Raw genomic sequence first — 26,524 nt, forward strand, 5'->3', positions numbered from 1 at the left:
TATTTGTTTACTTGATGGTTCCTAATACAATAGATGCTTCGCCTTGTTTACTTTCCACATGGGCTACGAGTTTGCCGATTTCTCGCTCCAGAATCTCGTCTATATCTTGTTGCTCTATGGCAAAGAGACGTAACCCCCGCTCTTCTAATTCTTGACCAATAGCCAATACTTTTTTGATAATATCAAAACTTCCTCGGTCAATAAACTTACGAGCATTTTTCAGCAAAATCTTGGATTGTAGTGATAAACTAGGTGTGTTGTTAATTTTCACCAACATTTCTTTTGCAGCCGTAGCCTTGTCACCAGCCCTTGACTTGTTGATGCGGACAAAGTATTGGTTATAAGTCTTTATGGCTTCTGCCGAAAGCTGTCGCCAGTTATCTGGTAATGGAACACGTTTGGCATTTTCTTTCACACGCATATTTTCAAGCAGTTCAAGCAAAGAAATTATTTTGGCGTTATACAGACCCTCGGCTTCTGTACGTATTCTAATTGCAAGCCTTGCAGAGTGTGGTGCTTTTACTATGAAATATGCCGTTCCACTTGCAGCCTGTGCTATCTGCCAGTCTTTATCAGCTTGTTCTATTTGCAGATAACGTTCAGGGTGAGTATCCTTGTATTGTTTCAGTTCATATACATACTTCTGCAAAGGTGATTCTTCACCGTCAACAGCTTTGGCAATATCGTAATGTACCACACTTTCCTCTTCCGAGAAAATCTTACTGTCTTCACCAAACAGGACATGGAAGGATTGTAACTTGGTATGTGCCTTGCGAACCAACTGAATCTGCGCATCGCCTTCTGCACTTGGCATGAAGTTATAGACATAGACAAAAGGCTCTTTACTGCCGATACGGTTTACACGACCTATGCGCTGCATCAGGCGAGTGGAGTTCCAAGGAGTATCATAGTTCAGAATAACATTGGCACGGTGGAGGTTCACACCTTCAGCCAAGACCTCTGTTGTAATGATAACATTGTAGTCATCCTTCCAGACACCTTCGTAATTGGCATCGAAATTTTCCTCAATCGTATGTTCCATCTCATCACGATTGGCAGCAGTAATGACAAGTGCCTTATAGCCCTTTGCCTTTACCGCTCTCGCAAGCGATTGTACCGTGTTTATAGCTTCCGAGAAGATAACCAATTTTCCAGAGGTATTCTTTTGTGGATTAAACAATTCTGGCTTGATGTTCTCTTTGAAAGCATCAAATTTCGGGTCTTGTGGGTTTTTCGCCCATCGATCATAGAGATTAGAAATGAGTCGGAAGTCTTCTTTCAGTTGGATATAGTATTCCTCCTTGAAGTCTTTGCGGTTATATTCTGCATTCTGTCCCTTCTCGTTACGCCCTTGTTCCGTCAATTTTGTTATCTTGGCTCTGATGTCTTCTACACAATCATTAAACGAAACACGTTTACCACGTTTCAATGTTTTGGCTTCATAGTCAAGTTCTTTGTTCACGTCAATTTGCGGACAAACGAAAATTGTGTCGTTCTCCCACATCTTAATCATGTTCTCTGTGTAACGTCGCAGGTTCAACAGGGATTGGGTGAAAGCAGTGAACGAACTTTCAAGACGCTTCACAAGAAGAATCTGCATGATGGTTGCAAGCTGCTTGGCAACGTCGTTGACACCACGATTGCCTCGACCTGTATGTTTTCTTTCGTTGGCAGGGTCAGTAAAATATTCAATGGCACGATAGCGGAAATATTTTAGCCACTCGTCAGTCTGCAACTTTTCTGCCTCCGTTGGAGCAATGATTGTCATAGTATCAGAGAACAGTTGAGCCAACTCGTCATCCATGATGTATTCAAGATTGTTAGGTCCAACAATTTTTGGAAATATCAAGCCTTGTGATTCCATATCATCCTTGTAATATTTCTCAACGTCAGTCCTTGTTCGGCGTTCTAGAATATCACTTAACACGCAATCACGCAGTCTCTTTGACACGGCATCCAAGCGTTGGCGGCGCTCATCTGCTGGTATGTCGTTGCTTCTATCTATCAGCAATTCATATTCTCGGTTGACATCTGCAAAGAACCTTTCGATATTACCACTTTCAGCCTTCTTCAATGTACTGTCATTGTGGTTTCTCTCAAAAAGGTAAATCTGATTCTTCAAGTCGTTTGGTCGGTTGTTCTGCGGTGTGGCAGAAAGAAGACCCACGTATGGATATACCCCTGTATTAGAACAAATCTTCTGTATCAGTTCATCAAGAGACTGGTACATCAATGTGGCACTGTTGCGGAACTTATGGCTTTCGTCAATGACAATAAAGCCATAATTCTTTTCTTGGAGTGTTCCACCAAAATCGCCAGAATCGCGGCTGTCGTCATCGTCATCTTCGCAGCTCTCATCTTCGGCAACATTTCCGATGCGTCCAGTTGTAATGAAGTCAATGTATGGCGCAATCTTCTCGTCAGAATTTTTGTCGAACATGGCTATAGTCTTCTTCCAACCCGATTGAATGGCAGGAGGAGTAATGACCAATACTTTACGTTCTCGTCCATCGTCTTCTGGTACGGACAAGAAACGCTTGATGATGAGCGTACCAATAATCGTCTTGCCAAGTCCCACCACATCTGCCAACATAAAGCCACCATGTTCGTGCATAATGCCGATACACCTCTTAACAGCTTCTATTTGATATTCCAGTTTGTGGATGTTCGCTGGCAGATAAGTTTCTATCTGTTGTCCGAGTGATTTGTCTACAATGTCACCAAACTTAATTTGTAGCAATTTGATATATAGTTCGTATGGAGTGAATGATTGTTGTTCACTTTTGCGTTCTTTTTCCACGTCATCTGTTATAGGTGCAGATTTAAGGATTTGTTCTAAGAATTGTTTGTTCCAAGGTTCAGATATTTCCCATTTTTCATTAAACCATATCAAATGAGATTTATTACCAGGTATTTCATCAAGCGATAACACTTGATTTGGAGCTGTTTCAATATAGTTTAATTCAGCGTTACCTTGTAATCCTTTTTGTGTAAAATTTGTACTACCCACGATACCAATACCAATGCCGTTTGACTTTCCGTCAAAGATGTAACACTTAGAATGTAAAAATTGAGTTTCGTCATTTTCATTTTTTCGAAATACACGAATCTGAATCTTTGAATCATTGTTTTCCGTACAATAATCAAGAAGCAGACGTATAGCATCTTTATATTCCTCAGTAACATTAAGTTCGTGGATATCAGTTTTTATGAAGTCCAGCGGATAATTTGCATCTTTATATTTAGGTGACTTTAATTGATTTACGTATATATAAGGGTCTTTTCCTATAAGTAAACGAAGCGTTGTTCCTTCTTTTTCAATGAAAGACCTCAAATTTTCTTGTAGTATAGCTAAACCGGGAATATCCCAATAGCCTGTGGCAATACTAACTGTTTTAATACCATCAATGGCTAAGCATTTTCTCAATGTTGTTGTCATTGAAAGTGCTTCTATGGAATTATCTATAAGTGTATTATTCATTTTAATTCTATTCTATGGTTTGAAAATATGCGCTAATTACATTCTTTCTCTCTCCTCTCTTTTACTTTTTCCAATCCCGGCATCTTTTTAGCCAATGCACTTTCTCCTGCTGGAAAATAGAGAGGAAAAACTTTATATAAGAAACCCACAACTTCACTACGACTTTTATCCATATTGTAAAAAGCAGAGCAGACAAAGTACATTAGTTCTTGCTGACTACATGTTTCTTTAGGTTGTATGCTTATTGAGGGAGCAACTATCAAGTCATGTTCAGCAAATGATAGAGCACTGGCAAGAATAGCTTCCTGTTCTTCTTCGGTAAACATCTTTATTTTCCCAGCTAACCATTCAAGCTCTCTTTGCCGGAGTGCTTGTTGTTTTTCGTTTTGATGCTCCAATAGGATTGCTACATTTTCTTGTTGCTTTTCTGTCAAGGCGTTTTCTAATGCTTGGTTCTTTCGTTTAAGAACGTTGAATTTTAGCAAAGCAGCAATGTACATACAGAAATATCCTACTGCAATATCGAATATTAGGACAAGCAGATAATTGTTACTTGAGTTTTGTATGCCACCAGCCATATATTCACTAATAGGGATAACAGCTAATAGCATGATAATGGCTATTGCATAAAGCACTCGGTATCGCGTTTTATGGTTTACCTGTGGCAAAGAGGCAAACAAAAAGGCGATAATCAAAACGGCTATGATTGCAAAGAGTGGTATGAAAGAGGTCTCCATAGGTTTGTTGTTCTGTTTATGGTTTAACAATAATGCGCCAATAACCAGCCTTGTCTGAACCTTCGTGAACCAAAATTCCCATACCCCTAAGGCTCTTGATATTTTTCTCTATAGCGCGTTTAGTTACACCAATCTTGTTGGCCATATTATCAGCTGTGATTGAAGGATCTGAAATAACGAGGTCGATTATCTTTTGTGCAGTTTTACTGACTTTCTTCTGTGTTTCCGATGTATCTCCGAACTTATCCGCATTTACACCGAACTTTTCGACCGAACTTTCTTCATTTACACCGAACTCTTTTGTGTTTACACCGAACTTTTCGACCGAACTTTCTTCGTTTACAGGGTACTTTTCGAGGGTACTATTTACCCTGTTGGCTACTTCCTCTACAGGTATTCTTCCGCTTTCGTTCCAGTTCAAATTATAGAACGTGGTGTAGAAAGAGGTCGCTTCCGTTTGATATTGCGGTTCTTTGCCTTGCAAGAAATTAGGTAATTTCTCTGTAAGCTCTCGCATTTTGCGTAAACCGGAACCACGTTTCTCCATATAATCCAACTGTGTGAACACATCTGCAATGACAGGATTACGACGCATGGACGGCACTTTGTATATGTCACGGTCTTGAATTTGTGTACCGTCAAGCATAGCACCAGGTGATACCAGTTCTACGCGGTCATCATAAATGTCGATATGTACTTCACCGCCCATTATAGTATAATCTCTATGGATAAGGTGGTTTACCAGTCCTTCAAAGATGGCACGGTCGGAATAGTCGGGGAGGTTAAGGCGATAGTTTGGCATCTTCACCCAGCCGCTCATGGTATAGTTTTTGATGAAATCCATACCATATTTTAAGAGCAGCACAAGGTTAGCCCGATGTTCTACGGAACTGATGGCATCATCCTTATAGAGTCCAGTCCAACGGGTGCAGAAAATACGCGATTGAAATACCGTGCAATTATCCACAAACAGCAATCCTGCATTGGTCAGTTTGCCGTCAGGAGTTACTAGTCCGAATGATTCCAGATACTTGTCGTTCCATTCTTGATGGGTTTGCTCACGGAAAGTATTGGCAAGGATGATGAAAGAATGTTTGCCGGCATCCACTTGGGTAGGAAGAGAATCCCATGTCATGTGCGTGCCTTTTAATACCAACGAAAGTAATTGTTGGGAGTTGCATTCTACACTTTCATTGCCAACTCGTACATATGCGGTACGTGTCCCATCCTGATAATAGTAATAAGGTGTAAGCGTTCCTGCCTTTACTTTCACTTCAAGCAGGGTATGCCCTTCGTGTTCTATCGGAATAAGCTGAACTTCCGGCACAGGGTCAAGTCGTGCCTTCATCATTTCACTGATAAAATCAGCATCGGATTGTGGATTCTCCAAACCTACAATCACTCCATCATCGTTCACTCCATAGAACAGACTGCCACCTTCTGTATTGGCAAAAGCCGACACGGATTTGAGCCATGACTTCACTTTCTTACGTTCCAACATTTCCTTGAAATCGTAAGCTGAGCATTCCGCTATCAATGTATTGTTTTGAATTTGCATCGTTTCCTTATAATTGTTAGGGTATAGTTCCCCAATATCATGTACAAAGGTAAGGATAAAAGTGGAGATTCTGTTAAATTCGTGCCATACTTTTGATTATTATGCGTTTATATCACGATATTTATTGGAAAATTTTATATTTTTGCAGTCAAGAGCTGTGGTTGCTTATGGATGCTTATTTTCGGATTTGCGATATAATTGCAACACGTGTACGCAAGTTGCTCATACAGAGATACTGTTGATTTTGAGGAAGTGAAGTAATCTCGATAAATAAACGAATAATACATCAAAAGAAAATGAGGATAGGTCCAGGTGACTTATCCTCATTTTCTTTTGATACTTCTTTGAGTATAATATGTCTATTTTTCAACCATGGAAGCTAATAAACCACAAGGTTCTCCGTAGCCTACCATGAAAACGAGTTGACGTGCACGGGTAATAGCTACATATAACAATGAACGTTTGGAAGATAGATATTCCTTCTGCGATAATTTGTCCATTCCGGTAAATGGATGAGTTTTGGTTACTTGTGATGGCACATAGCGTTCATTGACTCCTATTAGGATAATTACTTTAAATTCTAATCCTTTCAGTGAATGGAATGTGCAAAGTGACAGTCCGTCAGTGGTTCCTTGTTTACTTGCGCCTTTGAGAATTCGATAGTGAGTTCCATCAGTATGCAATCGATTTTGTAATTCGCGCATTAGATTCATATTGGGAGCTGCTATACATATGTCTTTCAGGGCTATATTGTTCCGGGTGCATTCTGTAATCCAATTTATCACTTGTTCCACCTCTTCTGAGACTCCACTAACTACCTTATATTGAGGATTCTCGCCACCGTGAATTAGTGAGACATATCCTTTTATTGATTCCGTTCCACCATCCATATCGTCAAAGGTTTGTCCTTTGACTACACTTACAGCTACGCGTTTAATGGGTTCTGTTGTTCTGTAATTGATTTTAAGTCTGCGACTTCTTACTCCTCTCACATTGATGCCGGCTGCTCCGAAGTTAATCTTTCGTCCACTATAAATACGTTGAATAGGGTCACCGGTGAGGAACAAATCATTGCGACCTTCTTGCACAAGGGCACGTAGAAACTTCAGTTCAGGATTTGAGAAGTCTTGAAATTCATCTGCTATTACGTGCGTAAAAGGATGTATATTATTCTCTTTTAAATAATGGGTAGTTTCATTGAAGAGTTCAAGGCGGTCAACAACTTTACGTTCCTGTTTTAAAGCCACGTATTTTTCTACAAGCTTCCAAATGTCCATGCGTTGTTTCCGGCTTAATGCTTTTGTGCGTCCTACACGTTGTTGCATCATATACTGATGTGCATCAGTGTTTCCATAATAAACGATGACATCGATATATTCATCATACAAGAACTGCTCATCAAATTCAGTGACCTCAGTTTCTAATACTTCACGCCATAATTTTAATGATTCTTCATCGCCGCTGTAATCAAGAACTTTAAAACTATCTTTGATTTTGTATTGATGGGCTGTATCTAGTAAAACTTGGTCAATATTGCTCAGCGTATATCGTTGACGAGGTATGTCCAGTTTTTGGATAGAATCTTCCAAATTCTCACGTAGGGTACGTGTATAAGTGGTGAACAATATTTTTGAATCAGGTTCTTTACACAGATATTTCAATCTATGTAATGCGGCTACTGTCTTTCCTGTTCCCGCACCACCACTAACTTTCATCGTTCCTTTGTAATCTGCATCCACAAGTTTTCGTTGAGATGGGTGAAGGAAAATTTGCCACTTATCCATACCTTGTTCAATGATATGTTGCAAGGCATCGTCATCAGTCAGTTCAATAAAGCGACGACGGTTATTACTACTTAGTAACTGGTCTTCATCAGCTTTTGCTTGCCCTTCTTCTGTGATTGCTACCAATTCATCTATATTCTCACCATCCATTAGATTGAACAAATTCTCATAGGCATCCGATGGTAGGATAGATTCCAGCTCATCTAAATCATCAAGACTACGAATAGTCATAACCTGTGGAATTATTTCTAAAGGAATCCCCACTTTAAGCAACTTATCTTCCGGAACTCCTGCAAAAAACGCTGACTCCGTAGGGATATGGGCTGGAATGGTCATTGTCTCTTCTGTTTCCTGAATAGTGATTAATTGGCAAGCTTGTGTATGCTCATTCCAAACAAAATGTTTGTTCATTCCCCATCGATACGCTTCTTCATGGTCACCAACATAGAGTAAGGAGTAATTGTTACCATCGAGTACTCCTACAATTACACGGTAATTGTCATCCACACGTGCAGTACGTAAAGCAGAGTTCTTAAATTGCGAGATGGGTTCCAGATGTATTCCTAATGTTGTCGTGTTTTCACGAAACTTTTTTTGAAAGGCAATCACCTTATCTTGTATCTTCTTTGGCAAATCAAACATTGCATCAAAGAATGTATCTGAAAGAAATAGTCTCATATCTTTATTTTTGTTTTATTAATTCTACAGTAAATTCATTTGAACTTATTACTTTATAACCGTTCATTGCAAAGACTTCTGCATATGTATTAGAGTCAGGGTCTATAGCAATTTTCAGTTCTTTTAGTATCATACGGGCTGAAGCGATAACTTCGTCATCTTCATTAGTCAGATCACCTTCTCCTTCTGTATTGAAGGAAATATTGTTGTCAATCAGTATATCAATGATATCTTCTAATCCCGGATAATAGATTTTCACCTCTTTTCTGTTAATAGGTGAAGGTGTATCTTTAATGATCGTTTTGGTACTAACATTACTAAAGAATTGCAGCAAGTTATAACGGCGCCAGAAACCTATCCATTCTTCCTGTTCTATAGATGAAAGACTTTGTTGAATGTGCCAATCATAATGAATACCTTTGTCAAAAGCAGCTTCGACTTCTTCATCTGTGGAGTCGTCTGTAAGTTCGGCATCACATTCATTATCGAAGGTTATTTCCCCCTCATAGAGAGAACCTCCGTGTGCCATGAATCCTTCCACATCTATAATACTTAGAAATGCTTTTTCTTTTAGGCTTCCTTTCAGTGGCTTTTCAATCATTTGTATCAGGCGGCTGACCGAATCTAGCCCTAAAGAATCTTCTTTTTCGCTTTCAAAAAGCATGATATCTTCCCAGGTTAATGTCCATGAATACATTAGGTGGGTTTTCGAGTCTTTGATACCTTCTCGTTTTTCCAAGTCTTTGTAAAAACGTATGTTGGGCTCTTTGGCATGGTAAGCATAACCATCAAGATAGATAGACCATTGAGGTAAGATGGATACGTTCGGAATTATTTTTCCTTCTATGCATGCTGATACACAAATGAATTGAAAGTCGGGCACAGTGTAGTGCCGAACTCCGTAAGGATTTCCCAGTGCGAACTGTGGGTGTATGTGGTAAATAACATCTGTGTTTTGCTCTACGTCTTTTATATTCAATACATATTTATAGCTATCTATATCCGGCACTTTCTCAAAGTTCCACTTCTTGGTTTTCGCTATTGTCTTCAGGGCCCGAATGAATTTAAGTTCCAATTCACTGTCTTCGATAACGCCACTTTGTACAATTGTACCGACAGAGCCGGCTAAAGTCTCCCATGAATTTTTATGCTCAATTAGATTTTTGAACAATGCTTCAGCTCGCTCACGACTAAATTCCTCTCGGCTATATTGATTACCATACGTCAGGATGCAGTGATAACACCCATCTTTCCCTTCGTACTGGCATTCGCAATTGTCAATCAGTTTATGAGCTTTTATCAGTAAGTCGGTAAATTGTTCTGTATTGTAGAGCTTTGACAGATACCCTGTGCCACCGGGGATTGTATCGTACATTACCAAATAATAATCCTTTCTCTGCGTAGCCTGGTTCATTTCGCTGTATGTGTCGATACGGATATGTTCGGGTGAGGAGCGATAGTAGGCTTTCATTCCAAGTACGATACCTGCCTTGAACATCTCAATCGAAGCTTTAGCATCCATTATTTGGATGGGGAGCAATATCTTGATAGCTTCTGTCTGAATGTGGCGATAAAGGTAGAGTGGCTTGAATACTTCTCCCTCTATATCCTCACCAAAGGAGATATTAGCATGGTTACAGAACCTGTAATGCTGTTCTTCTTCATTCCGTGCGAGCAGGGGAGTGGCTTTACCACAATAGCGACAAGTGACAAAACCGTATTGAGGTACTGTTGGATCACCGTTAACTTCCGTTTTTCCTCCCGACTGCATCTGCATGCCATAGTTTATCTCATATAAATCCATATTGTTGCAGAATTCAATACCAAATCCTACTCCTCGCATGACGTATGATGAGATGATTCCATTATGATGAAACAGAAAATGCTTTTTGACAATATAGTTCTCCTTGTCACGTTCTTCTGCCGAATCGTCAAGTGCCGCCTCTGTCTTTTTCATAATACTTCGTGCGTTAGTAAACTTCACAACAGGGTGTGTATTTACACTCCACGACGGATCGCCGCATTTCGGACAGGCAGCTGTGTTATAATTTGGTGTCCCTTTCATAGCTAGGCAATCGCATTTGGAACAGAAACGCATTGTGGAAAGAGTGTCATTCCAATCGAATGTTGAAATACCACTTACCTCCAGCTTAAACTTTTGCGTGTAAAACTTATTACCCGGAGCAAGTTCTTTGATACCTTGCGATGCGGAACGAATCAGTTCGAAGGAACGAGGTGCGGCTATATTGGTCGTATGGTCTTCCTTTTCACGAGATGAATAGACATTGGCTTGAAGTTTTACTCCCGTTTCGGGGAAAGCATAGTTTGGTAATAATCCCACATTAGTCATATACTCTATCATGCTTTCTTGCATCAATTGCGCATATTGCATCTTGGATGCCTTGATGAGTTCTTTCAGATTCTCGTGTGCAGGGTCGTTGGGCTGCAATTGGTTTTGTTGTTCTTTAAATAGTTGGAGTTCTTCATTCAACTGATAGAGGCGTTCGGTCAAAGAATGAAACTCCTTCAGAATCAACTGATAGAAAGAGTCATCATCAAGTGAGGCAAATAGTTTGTCAAGGGTGGGTTGCACTTGCACCTCATATTGTTCAGTAAACTGTACTTGGAGAGTTTGTTTATGAGCTTTTATGAAAGAGATGATTTGGTTAATAACAAATCCATCAGTCGAAAGTGTATTTTCCGTTAGTCTTAAATCCCTTAAATGAGTTGGTAGTGTATTGCCGGTATTCTCACTGGTCCATGTGTCGATACAGAAAGCTAAGAAATGGCGGCGTAGAATGTCTTTTGCCTCAAGGAAACAGCCGGGAGTTGTTACTTCACCTTCCATCATTTCTGTTGGATAAGTAAAGTAATACATATCGTGTGGCTCGCCTGCATGTGCATAATTCAGAACAAGTGCCGCACCTTCTTTTCGCCCGGCACGTCCTACACGTTGGAGGAAGTTGCTTGGCTTGGGAGGGATGTTAGTATTGCCCGTCACATTTAAATCGCCTATATCAATACCCATCTCAAGGGTAGAAGTGGCCGACAGCGCATTAATAGAGTTGGCATGCGGATGCTCCTTGAAGTCATATTCCAGCTTTTCACGTTCTGTTCGTTCCAATAGTCCGGTATGCTCACGAGCATGTACGCGGGGGGAGATCTCCCGGTTGTAAACCTGTTGATAATAGTTCAATTCCGGACGCACCTCGTCAGAATATGTACCATGGCATTTATAGTCAAGGCAACTGGTCCCTTCTGCCAATTCGTCCATTTCGGCTACGCATAACTGTGACTGGCAGGAATCACAACGGATGTGCTTCACACGGTTGCTTATCCAGATGTGTTCGGGATTAATGGCATAGTTTCCACCACCTTGCGAACCTTTATTCACGATGCCGATATCTTCCATTGTATCGAACAATTTACGCATCAGGTCGTTGAACAGGGAAGTATTCATGAACAGTGCCACATTATACACGTTCTGAAAATAATTGCTATACCAGTTCTGCTTTCCTTCTCTGCGGATGACGGCCATATCAAGTAGTTCTCCGTTTCGTTCGAGGTAGTAAGTTCCCACCAGTTTCGGAAACTGTACACCACCTCCAAAACGTTTGTTCAGAAAGTGTCGTTGGTCGTAGACCCAGTTAAGGGCATAGCTGTTCAACTTTTCATTTCGATACATATTCAGATAAGGATGATCCACCGCTCCATGCATTCTCATCCGTTGCAGGATGCCTTCCACGTAATGGCAGAATTTATTGTCATCATTGGCTACGTATTCCAGATGGTTCTCAATCAGCCAATCTTTCATCCGTTGAAATGTTTGATATATGTCTTTAGTTTGGAAGAAAGAGGCGGAAGAACCAGTTTTCTCTAGCGTTCGTCCCAGTTGGGCTGTGAGGCCGAACTCACTTGTGATTTCCCAATCTACACGCAAGTCGAACTCATCTTTGAAACGTTGCATGAATCCTTGCCCTTCGCGATAGTTATGGCGTAGATCGATATGAGATGCCAAATCGGAAGGCAGGAAACGGTTATAATAATCTTCTTCACTCAATTTCGTTTTCCAGTATTCCTTAAATCCTTGTTGTAGTTGCACGAGGTTGATGGGGCTATCCAATGTCTTCAGGTATTTCTGCATACTTTGACGGAATAGGAAACGGAAAGTGCGAGCTTCATAGAATCCTGCTTGATAAGCGGCATCCTGAACGCTATTGGTGAAGGTCAATATTTTGCGGTCTTTGGCATTGGCAGAGTCAAAGTCGCTTGAGAGTACTTGGCTGATAGCTACACTAGACAGTGTAGATGTCCTACCGCCAATCTCACAAATAGAGTCACTGTTGCATTCTGGGCAGAAGCGGGCAAAACGTTGGTTACCGTTCCTGTTGGATGTTGTCTTGCCACATACACGCAGACGAATGGTATCATTGTCACTTTGGCTGGCTTCTTTCAAATCTTTCATGTAGACGTAGTGGGTCACGTCGAGAGTATTTTCATTCACGTACTCATCAATGGCCTTATGCTTATTCGACTCCGTATTCAGCAGCACTACCTCTTTCTCTTTTCCCATGAAGGCTTTATTGATGGTTGATATATCCGAACAGTAGTGGTCATCAGTAGCCAATCGGCGTGAAATCCATCCGCTGGCACCACATTCACGGCAGAAATACATCGGTAGTGCGATGCGGTCTTCCTCTTCTTTCAGGCTATAGCGCCACGTGAATCCAGGTTCTTTTTGTACATAACGCAGAATGCCGCTGAGTTCCCGTTGCCATAGTTGTACCTGCAAGTAGAGCATTGGTATTGTTTTCTTTTCGCCAAGTGGGCGTTTTGCATAAGCTATCAGTGCCAGCAAACTTTCAATGGCTGTTTGGCATGTCTTTTCTCCATTTTGCAATAACAGTCGGCGTATGTCGGTGTTTAATTCAGCCAATTCTTTTTGTAGCTGATCTATTGTTTTGACATGATGTTCCAGCACAGTTAGCAGATCGCGCACTACAGTCATTGTTCTTAGATATTCGCCGGCTTCCACTGGGGAGCATTCCGACTTCTTTAGCCATATTTTGCACAAACGCTTTATGTAGCTATCTACTTTGTCTGTGCTTTTGAAGTCACAGTCTTTTATTAGTTTTGCTTCGGGAATTGCCGAGTGAGAGGCTGTTACATATTCTGCAACAGGTATGCGGTGTTCTACTATGATATTGTTTTCTGCGAATGTTTCTCCAAAAACATCAGTAGCATACTTACATAAGCGTTGTTTGCTATCTTCTCCATTGCCGATAGTGGCGGATGTGCCGATGGGGCAAAGCCATCCTTTGGGTAGGCCCAGTTTTAATTTTAGACGACGGATAAGATTGGCAACATCAGTTCCCTGCGCTCCGTCGTATGTATGTAGCTCATCGAGCACGATAAAGCGAAGAGCTTTATCTTCGCTGTCGATATTTCCTTTCCATAACGACATGAAATGTTGCCGCATCAATCCGTAATCCAACATTTTAAAGTTGGTGAGCAGGATGTCGGGCACGGTATCCAGTATCGCATCTCGATTTTCAATGATATGCTCGGGGCCCATATCCCGTGGATATTCCTTTGCATCCACTCCTTCACCCACGAAGAGACCTGCCGTTACTTTTCCTTTTAGGCGTTCATCATTCCAGATGGTTTCGGCAAGACGTTTGGCTTGATCGCTTGCCAGTGCGTTCATCGGATACATGATGATGACTTTTACACCTGTGCGATGTTCGAAGCGGTTTTGATGATAGCAGTAATCGAGTATAGGGTAAAGAAAGCATTCCGTCTTGCCCGAACCGGTTCCGGTGGTCAGTAGTGTAGGTACGGGTTGGTGTCCGTCTTTCATTGTCAGTTGCTGAAAGGCATGCAACTGGTGTTTATATGGAGGAAAGTTGGGTGCAATGTCGAGTGGCACATTCCTGACTTCTTCTTCTGTGGCAGAGATAAAAGGAGTTTTCAATGAGATGAATGGACCCTTGAAAAGACCGTTCTCTCTGCTTTCTATAAGACGATAGAAGGCATCGCTTACATCCTTTTCCTTGAAGCGGAATGTAGCTTTGATATACTCAATAACTGAGTCTCGTACTTCGCGTGCTTGTTGTAACGGTAACATATTATGAGTTTAAATAATGGTAATACTCTTATTCAATGATGGACCAAAGGCCTGATTTATTGCTGCCTACTCTCTTTATAATGCCGGCATCCCGAAGTTCTTTGATTTTCTTCTCTATCGAACGACGTGTTACTGAGAGATGGGCGGCTATTTCGTCCAACGTGATGCTTGGATTCTGATAGATCAAGTCGATGATTTGTCCCGAACTTATCCCGAACTTATCCCGAACTTTATCCCGAACCGAACTGCTTTCAGTTTCTATATTCGTAATAGGTTTCCCTTGATGTTCTTTCAGCGTATTAAGAATTTCCTGTAGCATGAAATCGATGAAAGGTCCGGAGTCTGCAGCTTTTGTGCTTGTTTGTATGGCATTGTAATAAGCCTCTTGGTTGGCATAAACCATATTTTCTACAGGCAGATGTTCGAAGAGTGGATGCAACTGCCCTAAAATGAGCGATTGCCACAATCGTCCTGTACGTCCGTTTCCATCACTGAAAGGATGGATAAATTCAAACTCGTAATGGAATACGCAGCTACGAATGAGTAAATGGTCTTTTGCTGTCTTTATCCATTCAAACAAACTGTCTATCAGTTCGGGTACCCGCTCTGCAGGAGGTGCCATGTGAATCAGACCTCTTTCGGAATACACTCCGACATCTCCACGGCGGAACTTGCCGGCATCATCTATTAATGCCATCATCATGGTTTCGTGTGCTCTCAATAAATCTTTTACTTCGAATGGATGGAGGCTTGGATAGAGTTCATACGTCCTGATGGCATTTTTTACTTCTTGGATTTGACGGAGTGGAGCCACTATTGTTTTGCCTTCAATAATTTCTTTGACTTCATCTTCCGATAGCGTGTTGCCTTCTATGGCCAGTGAACTGTGAATCGTTTTGATGCGATTGGCTTTGCGAAGCTTGAGTCCATCGCTCTGTTCTAAGCGAATGGCGTACCGTTCAATCTGTGCGGAAATCTCCGCAATCAGGTTGATGGCATTAACGGAAATAGTGAATGGAGGTATATACATTGGGCTCTTTTATCTTATTTGTTATATCTTTGGTTGCTATTCGTTATTTACGCTGTTACTGCATAGCCTTTGCAGTGGTGGTGTATAGCTTTTGCAGCGATGCTGTATAACCTTTGCAAAGTTGCTGCATGACTTTTGCAGTATTGCTGTATAAGGTGTGTTGCGCAACTGCATCATATATACGGAATGGCTGCATAAGGTCTCCCTACATAACGTGTAAGGATGGCCATTGTGTTTACCATACTATTACATATTCATAGCTATCAAACTTTGGAGTGATGTTGAGGTTTGTGCCCCGAAATACATTAACTATCCTTCGTTGTTCTTCGGGCGAAATCAGCCGGTCACCCTTGCGACTGTGATAGAAATATCGTTCGCATGAGAAACAGCCGATGACTCTGGAACGCACAGCGTGAGCTTGCTTCATAGGCAATTCGTCGAAGAGATGGGTCATGCCTTTGGCATAACGCAAGGGTTTACTCGAACGGTAGAGAGGGCAGGAGGCTTGGTCGGTCAGTTGCTCTATATACATAGCATTCACTGTGTTGACAGTTTCTGATTGCGGTTCCGTGCTCTCTGTGAGTAATTTGGCCGCTATGGCTCTCAGGCAACTGTCTGCTTTTGGGCAGTTGTCTTTGCCCGCAAAACAGTGGGCGTAGCCGTAAGGTATTTCTTGCTGTAATATCATAACGGTTGAGGATTGAATTGTTTTTCAAAATGAGCCCAGGCGCGACGGTAGTCTTCTACACGATCGCACTTTGTGAAGGGGGCGTAGTAGGTGGTTTGCTGGCCTCCATAGAGTTCGCTCTTCTGTGGATCGATGGTATGCTCGTAGGTTGCACCGGGAGCTAAGTCTTTAATGCTGTTCCATATAGAACGTTCTACGCCTACACCCTTTAAACCTACGGAACAGGTGAATACGATGTTTCCTTTTTGGTCATACCAGGTGTCATTCTCGTTTTGTTGGAGAACAGGAAACTGTATTTCGTACATCATAATTAGTTCTTCAAGTGTGAGTCCGAGTGCCATCGCGGAGATAACATCTATTTCTACTAGCGCCATACGGCGTTCGTAGTAATTACGTAGTGGAGTGTTCCAAGTCCATTCGGAGGTGAGTATATTGAATGGTTTAAGCCGATTGTCTACTTGACTCCATTGCTCTTGTGAATATTCTGGATGATAGCACTCTTCCCAAAGGTCTTTATAATAGATTGAAAGGCAATTGAGTATTAATGTGCGAACCCGGAGAGGAAATTCATATTTTTTGGCTACGCCAAGAGGAAAGGAGGTCATTCTACTTGGTGTAAGATTTTGCGTTCCGATTGTTTTTACGTAAAAGTCTAACACTAAGGAAGAGCAAAGCGCAGCCATATCCACGGAGTGATCTCGACCGCGTTCCGCGGTCGAGATCACTCCGTTGATATGCGCGCTCTTGCCGCGCAAGAGCGCGCATATCAACGTTCGTTCGCCTGCTTGATTCAACATTTTACGAAACCCTACTTTATAATAGTCCATCCAGCTTTCATATACATTATTTCCTTCTGTATTTTGTCCAGCAAGGAATCCTTTTATTTGTGCTTTATAATCAGTAAGTGATAATGATGGAGTATAATTAGTACGAGCAATATAGTTTTCAGGCATAGATAATAAGTTTATATTATCATAATCCGCTTTGCTTTTACAGCCAATGCATGGTGTTTTATAATAAGGATTCCCTACAAAAAATTGAGGTCCATTGTAAATCATTTCGTATTTATCCATATCTGGATAAGTAGTATTACGCCTTATGATACCTGCATTCACTGCATTCGTTTCATCCAATGCTACTGTAATTATTTGATTATAATCTTCTACATGTTTGGAAAATAGAGAAAGTTTACGTAATACATCAATAATATCTTTATTGTGAATGCTTACTAGCTTACAGTTTTCCCATTTCTCAGCATCTCCTTCAAAAGTTTCTGATAACACTCTAAGTTCGATTTCGCTGAAGTGTACAATTCTATCATGATGTCCTTCTATGTTCCACTTACCATCCTTTTTTATTCCACCACAAATGCCGTGTCCATCGTGGGCGAAGCATGCATCCACCGTATTGGGATGGAAGAGGTTGTGAATAGAAAGAAAATCAACAATGTTTTTAGATGAATAAATATGAGAGCCATATTGGCGCCGATCACCAACTTCTGAGAATAATAATAATTCATTTTGATATTGGAAATGATAATGTAGGCGATGATACATTTCTTTTCGTAGAGGTTGACCATTAGGATCATCATATACAGTTTCGGGATGTAGTAATCCTATATAACCTTGCTCATTAACCAATTCAAAACCATTGGTAAGAACACATTTATAAAGATTAGTTTGCTGTCCAACTAATAAAGGATAATTGCAATACGCATTTAAAAAAGCAGTAGAACAAGCCTGCTCATTCTGTTCCGATACATAAATCTCCCGTAACAAATCATTGCTCAAGAATTGTTCCTTCTTTGCCCGCACGTCCGGAGCTATCGTTTTACGAATAACTACCTCCGGGAATTTCTCGCTCATAATACCCACCTCGTCGAACTCTAGTTTCAGCCATGGCGGATTACCGCAAATAATATCAAATCCTCCTTTGAGCCAGAACACCTCGATGAACTCCAGCATCGGATGGAAGAAACGATAGCGTTCCGCCATACGTTTTACAATCAGGAAGCGAGTAGGTTCTTCATCAGCAAAGAGAGATTGCTGGGTAGCACGTGTGCTTTGCAAAATTTCATCTTTGCTCTTCATAACAATCTGAGCCTGTTCCTCGGTCATTCGTTCGTTGCCGAGGTCAATCATTGATGGTTCATCTTCAGTGTTGCGTGCGAGGGCTCGTAGTGTGTTTTTATCTAATTTGTCATCGCTCACATCAAGTAACTGCTCTATTTCATCCCAGTATTCCGAACGAGTAGGCAGACTGTAGGCATCATTGTATTCCCAGAACCATAGAGAACACCAATAGTCCATCACCATTTTCAGCTTGTAATAAGCATTATCGCGGCGATAGCGTGTATCGAAGATACGTTCTTTTTCGGCATAAAGTTCCAGGTTTAGTGTATTTTCACCCGGTACTCCCCAGATATTACGTTTATTGTCGGTAAGCCGTTCAATATTGACCTGTGTTTCAAAGCAATCATGCAATAGCAGGTCTATCTTGGCGGAGATGCGTTGCAGTTTCTGAAAATCTGCTTCACCAATAGCTGCTGTCCAATCTTTCAATCGAGCGGACATCAACGTAGCTTCAGCCTGATACTTCTGCTTCATTTCTTTAATACCCAATACTGCCAACATGGCTTTATCGGGTAAAAGGAAATGGTATATATCGTTGACTGAGCGATTGACACGTGCTTGATAGAACTTAATTTTATGTGGAGCTCGTGTCCACCATTCAGTAGGGATAAGTCTGCGTCCCGATGGTTTTGCTACTACATCACTCTTACTGTAGACTTTCAACCAGGCACCGATAACTGCGTTGCCTGCCGCCAGACGATTGGCAAAGAATGGTGGCTCCATATCTCTGTGGATGACATTCAGCCACAAAGAAAGTTTTCCTAATTCGATAGCTGTAGGATTTAAGTCGACGCCATAGACATTGTGTGTAGCGATATAGGCTTTCACCTTTTGCAACTCGTCACGGTATTTATCCGGTGCGGGCTTCTTTTCCACATAGGTCATGTAAGCTTTGGCTAACTGATTGATGACCTCATTCTGGAAAGCAGCAGCACCCATAGCGGGTTCTAGTATTTTCAAGTCGAGCAATTCTTGTGGTTTTCGCTTACCCTCAGCTACCTCATCAATAAATGCCTTCAACGTATATTTTACTGTACTACGTGTAAGTACTTCGGGAGTATAATAAGATGCTGACTTTTGCCGGTCTCGACCATTTAAGCGGTAAACAAATGTTCCTTTTGGCAGTCGCTTAGGTTCACCTGTTTCCGCATCACAGAGTACCTCTTTTATATCGAAACTTCCCATACGACTATAGGGAACAAGGAAAGTACCATCGGATGGATCACCCGCTTTGTGTACTTCTATATAGTCTTCTTCGGCATAGAACCCTCGGAAGGCCAACAAGGATTCATAGACTGATCCCAACTGATTCACACCCAGGTTGGCATAAGAGATGCGACCGCAGAAACGTTTCTTTCGAGATAAGGAAAGTGCTTTGATGATTTCTTGCCACTTCACGTTGCGGATACGTACGTCCTTTAATTGCTTCAAGCGGTTATCATTGAAGAGTGGTGAGTCGATGGGGCGAACGGAAAAACTCTTGTCTCCCGTCATATCTTGGTTCTTCTTATGACCTGACGACAAGAGGCGAAACATGTGGCGGATACTATCGTCAAAGAAGTAACCATCTCGACTTTCTTGTGAAATCAGACGTACCTGCTCTAAGTCGCGCAGGCTCTCAAGTGAATATCCCCGATTATATACTTCATCATTGACCGGTAAGATTCCCAGTTCGGTACGGCTTTCTGCATAGAAAACGAAAAGTAATCGATAAACAATGGTAAGACAGTCATCTTTTACCTCCGATTCAAATGAATCATCCGTCTCATCGTATTCACCTGTCCGGGGATTTAATTTCCCAAAAGGCTTATGCGCTACGTTCTTCATATAATAGAGTGCTTCGTTGGCAAGAGTTTCCACCGCTAAGATGACGCCTTCCTTCAGGTCTTTTGTTACCTCATAGGCATTCTTGTAACTTTCCTCAATGATGGTGTCCATGAGTAATTGCTCGCTATCGGCTGCCAAGGTCTGTTTGGATAATAGCAGATGGAACAAAGCAAAATAAAGGCGAAAAGCCGGAACGCGAGCTTGTGTAAACAGTTCGTCGAGTGAGAACTGCAAATAGCTACCATGTGACCACTTGTCCTGATCGAAAAGGAACACTGTGTTACCAGCCAGCATTAGTATGAAATGCGGGCGGTGTTCATCCGGCATCAAAAACAGTTGCGTAATAGCTTTATTGATAATAGCAGGAGAAATCTTATACTGATTGCGGTCAAGTTTAAATACAAATTCCCATTGACCGGCGTTATAACGCTGTACTCCGGTATTTCGATCCGGCTCCGACTCATATTGCTGTTCAAAGAGTCCGGCAGGTTCCTGTTCTCCCACGGGTATCAAGTGCTGCATCTCCATGATGAGCATCTTAACTTGTGAACCTCGTCTTAGAATATGGCGCACGGGGATCATCTCGATTGGTTCTGCCTCGGCATTGACTACAAATGGTTCGGTATAAGCGTTGTCTGTTTCATATCCTAGAATTCGAAGTAAACGAGTATGGAAATCGTGTGTCTTTTTGATCGCATCCTTCACACGAGGATTTTGGTTGATAATGAAGTTCTTGAACTCATTATAGTCACGTTGCAGCTGTGCATAGGGACTGCATAGAGCTTTCATTTCGTCGGTTGAAACATCTGCGCACTTTCGTACTTTTTCAAGAAAGTCTTCTCCAAAATAACCTGATGGGAAGTAATCTCCCACGTTTTGAATAAAACGATATTTGATATTGTCTGCCATATTTAATCAAAATTATAGAATACGGCTAATAACCGCATATAGGGTTCTGTATGATCGAGAGAGAAAAGGTCTTGGATGAATTGGCTGGATTCGTCACTGATTTTCTGTATTTCTGCCAGTTCCTTTTTATTGTCCTTATTGTAGGTCATACGAGTAAGGATAATATTGGAGTCCAAATCAAGAGACAACTGCCCTTTGGCATCTTCAGCCCATTTTTTTAGCTTCTGTGTATAGATATCTAGTTGTTTATCCATGCGAGCGCTCACTTCGCTCTGCTTTGGTCTCATATAATTTTCTATTCCATAGTCGATAGCACTCTGTAGATTATCTTGTAGCAATTGGATAGCATTGTCACTTGACCCTTGAAGGAAAGAATCAGTCAATGGGTGTTGTTGCAAAAAATCGGAGAAGGAAACAATATGACTTCGCATCCCTCCCTCTTTATCGAGCGGAACAACAAAGAACTTGCTGATAAGGTTTTGCCCCAATCCATTACCGTGACTTCCATAGAAGAGGTAATAGCTGAATCCGTTGGGAAGCTGGTCACTTTTAGCTACCATTGCCTGATTTTTAGGAATGGAGGCAGTGAATTTAGTGAGTAGATATTGCATGATAGGATGAATATCGTAAAGTGGAAGGAACTGACTCCATTCTCCATTCAGGCTCTTACGAGAATCTGCAATAGAACGATTCAACCAGCTTTTGTCTGTGCATAAACGGAAAATATTATCACTTGGAATAGCTTCACGGGGAATATCATAGAGCACGTCTCGCATCTCCTCACTGTTGCGTATTTCTACATAAGGCACTGTACCATTTTTCACTATAACTTCATCATGCTGAATGGAACCGATAGCTTTCAATTCATTGAAAAGGTCTGTATAGAAACTCAGGTCGTCAGGATAAAGTGACAGTTTCTTTTCAAATATTCGGTCGGAAAGATGTTCTTTAGCCGGAGTGGTATTTACAACTTCAGACCGACGGAAGCCATTACGCTGGCGACGACGCGTAGGCTGCAGAAATTCCGTATCACCAGTTTTTAAGGCATTGGCAACTTCTTCTTCTTCTTTTTTTGCACTATACAATTCCATTACACTCATGGCATCTCCCAATGTGTTGTGTACCTCTTCCTCCTTTGCTCGCAGTTTATCTACAATAGCGAAATCAGTCTTTAGGTCTTGTTGTTCACTTTGAGCCACAAGATAATAGATGACAGGAATTTGCTTTTGGCCATAACGGTCAATACGTCCATTGCGTTGTTCTAGTGTGATGAGGCTCCACGGAATGTCATAGTTGAACATTATGTGGCAGAAATAGTGCAGATTGACACCTTGCGAACCCGAATCACTGGAAATAAACACCCGAATTTTACTGTCTTCCTTTGCAAAATCACTAACCATTTCCTCTTGTTCTGTATCTGATAACGAGCCGTCAAATCGTTTCACTTGATCTTCGGTAAGGTTAAACTCTTTACAAATACGCAGTTGTAGATACTTCATAGTAGCGATGCGTTCTGTAAAAATGACGACTCGCTCTTTCTTGTTTTTTTGCCATAGTTCTTGTAACTTAGCACGGAGAGCCATATAACGGCTGTCTATATCATTGGAAACGATTGACTTTATTTGTTTTGTCAATTCGTTCACTTCTTCACTATTATCTTTTGTAGAACGTTCTTCTAATGACCGTAAGGCAGCCATAGGCGATGAAAGATAACTTTTGAACAAGGTGAGGGCGAATAGCGGATCGGTTTCATCCGCATTGTTGATAGATTGAAAACGAGTGTGTTGTAAACTGAGGAAAGCTTCTTCTTCAGCTTTCAATGGAACAGGGATACTGACAACTCGTCGATCTTGAAACTGTCCACGAATGCGTTCGTCCTCTATATCTTTTTTAAAGCGACGTACATAATAAGGCTGGATATCTTCTTGTGTATACTTGCCGCTGCGCGGGATGGAAATTGGATCAAGCATACGCATCAAATTGGCAAATGATTCGGCATTTCCATTGTGTGGGGTAGCAGAAGTCAGAATCATGGCATCACATTTCTGCGAAAGAAATTGCGCCAAGTCACCACGTAGACTACTGTCATTGGCTACTTTGTGGCATTCATCAATGACGATAATATCCCAATGGGTCTTTTCCAGCCAGGCCCGGAAACGACCATTGTTCTTCAGCGTATCAATAGAAATAATTGTTTTATCGTAATAATCAAATGGATTCTTGTTGAGTGGTATCTCACTCTGAATTTTGGCAACGCCCATGCTATCGAGACGAACTAAAGGAATAGCAAAACGATTCCATATCTCTTCCTGAAATTGAGCTAGAATACTTCTCAGTGTACAGACTAATATTCGTTTTCCACGACCGCGACGAATCATTTCACTCAAAAAAATACCAACTTCTATAGTCTTACCTAATCCCACGCCATCAGCAATCAGTAATCGGGGACGGGGTAATTCCAGCGCCTTAAGTGTCGGTTCCATCTGGTAGTCCGTCACATCAAAGGCTCCACCTTGTGCTACTGTAATCTTTTGTGAGAAATATGCGTTGTTGCGAATTGCGGTCTCAATAAGAAGACGAGTTTTGCGCCAACGCGGGTCTTGGTCGGCTACCAATTTTGTGTGAATAGGATTAACAATCTCAATATTCTTATCAATGCTAGTATCGAAAATGAAATTATGGTTCTTTACCAGTTCACTAATACCCTTGGTATAAAGAAGGTGCTGTCCATCTTTATTGCGAACAGTATTGGTGATGAGAAAGTCTTCCCCCCTTACTGTTATACGTTGTCCCTGAGAATAATTAATATTTGCTGTCATACAATTTTTCTTTCTGGTTTTCTTTCATCAACCTTTCTCTGTGTAGCGGTTTTTTGCTAATACAGGCTTCATTTGGTTGGCTTCTCTCATTTAAATAGAGCTGATTAGTCAATGTTAGACGCAAATGTATTAAACTTATTTCAAAGAGTATCAAAAATAAGCAAGATAATTCTCTTTCACACTAAAAACAATTCCATAAAAATTCATCAGTAAGCACCATCTGAGAATGCTATTTATTGGTACATGGTAGCGAATTAGACGGATTAATATTCAGTGCTGTATCGGAACTTTATTGTATGTTTTTGATACAGCGCTGATAACTAAATGAATTTAATTTAAAAGCAGAGAAACTACACAATAAATACATGCAGCTAGGAGTCCACTGACAGGGATAGTAAGTACCCACGCAGTCATGAGGCTTTTAGTCACCCCCCAGCGAACAGCGGATAAACGTTTGGTTGCTCCGACACCAATGATTGCTCCGGTAATTGTATGAGTCGTACTAACAGGTATTTTCAGCATTTCGGTGATATAAAGAGTAAAAGCACCTGCGGTTTCGGCAACCATACCTTCCAATGGAGTAACTTTAGTGATTCTGGTTCCCATCGTTTTTACGATTTTCCATCCTCCGGACATCGTTCCCAGTGAGATAGCAGTAAAACAGGAGAACGCTACCCAGTCCGGCAGATCAGAAATACTGTTTATTCCCATTCCCAGACCCATAGAGTGGGCAGCTATCATTGCGGCGGCGATAATACCCATTACCTTCTGCGAGTCATTCAGACCATGTCCTACACTGAACATGGCGGAAGAAACCAACTGTAATCTCTTGAACCACATTTCAGCGGTATGCGGATTTGTACGTCGGCAGATATAGAGCACAAGTAGAGTAAATCCGAAAGCGATAATCATACCGATAAATGGAGCCAGGAAGATAAAAGCGGCAATCTTAAGAATGATATTGAGCTGAATAGCTTCAAAGCCGTTTGCCATGATAGCAGCTCCTGCGAAACCACCTATAAGCGTATGGGAGGAAGAAGACGGGATACCCTTCCACCAGGTAATCAGATTCCAGGAAATAGCGGCAATAATGCCCGCCAGGATAATAGGCAGCGTGATGTATTGTTCAACAACTGTCTTTGACACAGTGTTTGCTATGCCAAAGCCCCCTATAATGTATTTGGCTATGAAGAACGCAACGAAGTTAAAGAATGCTGCCCACAATACCGCTTGAAAAGGAGTCAGTACTTTAGTCGATACGATGGTAGCGATCGAGTTTGCTGCGTCATGAAAGCCATTGATATAATCGAATATCAGAGCTAGTATAATGATAGTCACTAATAATTCCATGTGTCTTGCTCTGCTTTTATGAATACTTTACGATCAGGTTTTTTAATATTTTCCCTACATGTTCTGCTGCATCGGTTGTCTTTTCCAGTTCATGCATGATTTCTTTTATTTTAATCAGTTCGATACAGTCTTTTTCTTCTTCAAAGAGTTTGGTGATAAAAAGCTCGTATACGTCATCTGCCTGATTTTCTATATCGTGTAATTGGGTGCAATAGTCGCGTAATTGCTTTGGATTTTTGCGGAAAGTCTCCAGTTCATCCATGGCTTTACCTATATTGATAGCCTCCTCGTGAATCAGACGGCTCAGTTCTTTGCCACTTTCGGAAATAGGGCGAGGATTATAGATTACAATACGCTTGGCGCTACTGTTGATTCCGTCGATAACATCATCCATGCAGGAAGCCAAGTCGTGAATATCTTCACGGTCGAAGGGGGTGATAAATGTCGTACTTAACTCGTCAAAGATTAAATGAGTCAATCTGTCACCTTCACGTTCCATGTCTTTAATTTGTTTGTAGTAATCTGCTCTTTCTGTGGGCAGATCATGTTCCATACTTTCAACAAGTAGAACGGATGAGGCAGATAAAACATCTGATAACTGCTTCAGCAGAGGAAAGAACTTTGGTTCTTTGGGCGTGAATTTACTAAAAAAAGAATTTTTCATAAATACGAGTACATTAAATTGTTTTTGAGATGTTTAATTTGATGGCCGTTGTTATTAATAAACAAATGAATAAAGTTTTTTATTGCTTCGATCCTAACTTCGCTCGTAATATTTCTATTATTGCAGGCAATATTGAAATAAATATAATAGCGATAATCAATAGTTTAAGATTTTCCTGTACGAACGGCAGATCGCCAAAGAAGTAGCCTGCATAGCAAAATAACCCCACCCATATGGCCCCACCTATCAGATTGTAGATCATAAAGTAATAGTAATGCATTTTTCCCATCCCGGCTACAAATGGAGCAAAAGTGCGGACGATAGGCACAAAGCGGGCGAGAATAATCGTTTTCCCACCATATTTTTTATAAAATTCATGCGTTTTATCAAGATAACTTTGTTTGAATATCCTGGAGTTGGGATTATGAAAAAGTTTGCATCCGAAAAAATGTCCGATCATGTAGTTGCAGGAGTCACCTAATACGGCTGCTGCAAATAAGATTAAAACAAGAATATGGATATCGATCGGCATACCGGGTAATGCGGAAATGGCTCCTGCAACGAAAAGTAAAGAATCACCAGGAAGAAAAGGGGTGACTACAAGCCCGGTTTCGCAAAATATAATGATGAATAAGATAGCGTATGCCCAAGTATGGTAATCCTGCACTATACTAATCATGTATTGATCAATGTGGAGAATAAAGTCTAATATAAATTCCATTATATATCAAGTTATTAAT

Annotated in this window: 12 protein-coding genes; all 12 read right to left on the bottom strand. The window is 41.1% G+C overall.

Features of this window, described 5'->3' with window-relative positions; translation table 11 throughout:
• Positions 1-7 precede the first annotated feature (7 nt).
• The 12 genes from NBH01_RS15195 to NBH01_RS15250 all read right to left on the bottom strand — a co-directional run bounded on the left by NBH01_RS15195 (position 8) and on the right by NBH01_RS15250 (position 26,505).
• Positions 8-3,481, bottom strand: a complete 3,474-nt coding sequence (locus NBH01_RS15195) for a helicase-related protein (RefSeq protein ID WP_259007307.1) — start codon at positions 3,479-3,481, stop codon at positions 8-10.
• A gap of 32 nt (positions 3,482-3,513) precedes the next feature.
• Complete coding sequence (locus tag NBH01_RS15200) at positions 3,514-4,218, bottom strand: hypothetical protein (RefSeq protein WP_005818837.1); 705 nt, start codon at positions 4,216-4,218, stop codon at positions 3,514-3,516.
• Positions 4,219-4,234: 16 nt separating this feature from the next.
• Entirely contained in the window at positions 4,235-5,776 is a 1,542-nt protein-coding gene (locus tag NBH01_RS15205; RefSeq protein WP_005818839.1) for an RNA-binding domain-containing protein, read from the bottom strand.
• 359 nt (positions 5,777-6,135) lie between these two features.
• On the bottom strand, positions 6,136-8,238 hold the full coding sequence (locus NBH01_RS15210; RefSeq protein ID WP_055217152.1) for a UvrD-helicase domain-containing protein: 2,103 nt from the start codon (positions 8,236-8,238) through the stop codon (positions 6,136-6,138).
• 4 nt (positions 8,239-8,242) lie between these two features.
• A complete protein-coding gene (locus NBH01_RS15215) occupies positions 8,243-14,365 on the bottom strand; it encodes a DEAD/DEAH box helicase family protein (protein ID WP_055217153.1) in 6,123 nt (2,040 codons plus the stop codon).
• A gap of 28 nt (positions 14,366-14,393) precedes the next feature.
• Positions 14,394-15,395, bottom strand: coding sequence for a Fic family protein (locus NBH01_RS15220; RefSeq protein WP_055217154.1), 1,002 nt, complete (start codon positions 15,393-15,395; stop codon positions 14,394-14,396).
• 235 nt (positions 15,396-15,630) lie between these two features.
• The gene (locus NBH01_RS15225) at positions 15,631-16,083 is read right to left on the bottom strand and encodes a DUF6078 family protein (protein ID WP_055217155.1); all 453 of its coding nucleotides are present in this window, start codon (positions 16,081-16,083) and stop codon (positions 15,631-15,633) included.
• Positions 16,080-20,951 carry an Eco57I restriction-modification methylase domain-containing protein gene (locus NBH01_RS15230; protein ID WP_250700168.1) on the bottom strand — a complete coding sequence of 1,624 codons (4,872 nt, stop codon included), beginning with the start codon at positions 20,949-20,951 and terminating at the stop codon, positions 16,080-16,082. The genes NBH01_RS15225 and NBH01_RS15230 overlap by 4 nt, the downstream gene beginning before the upstream one ends.
• Positions 20,952-20,953: 2 nt before the next feature.
• Positions 20,954-23,770: a helicase-related protein gene (locus NBH01_RS15235; protein ID WP_225693533.1), complete on the bottom strand. Its 2,817-nt coding sequence runs from the start codon at positions 23,768-23,770 to the stop codon at positions 20,954-20,956.
• Between the two features lie 330 nt (positions 23,771-24,100).
• Positions 24,101-25,120 (bottom strand): inorganic phosphate transporter, encoded by a 1,020-nt coding sequence (locus tag NBH01_RS15240; RefSeq protein ID WP_055217158.1) that lies wholly within the window; start codon positions 25,118-25,120, stop codon positions 24,101-24,103.
• Between the two features lie 16 nt (positions 25,121-25,136).
• Positions 25,137-25,784, bottom strand: a complete 648-nt coding sequence (locus NBH01_RS15245) for a DUF47 domain-containing protein (protein ID WP_225679165.1) — start codon at positions 25,782-25,784, stop codon at positions 25,137-25,139.
• Positions 25,785-25,863: 79 nt separating this feature from the next.
• On the bottom strand, positions 25,864-26,505 hold the full coding sequence (locus tag NBH01_RS15250; RefSeq protein WP_225679163.1) for a DedA family protein: 642 nt from the start codon (positions 26,503-26,505) through the stop codon (positions 25,864-25,866).
• Between the last annotated feature and the right edge of the window lie 19 nt (positions 26,506-26,524).

The sequence above is a fragment of the Bacteroides sp. B1-V-101 genome, from assembly GCF_023656585.1.
GTDB lineage: Bacteria > Bacteroidota > Bacteroidia > Bacteroidales > Bacteroidaceae > Bacteroides > Bacteroides thetaiotaomicron.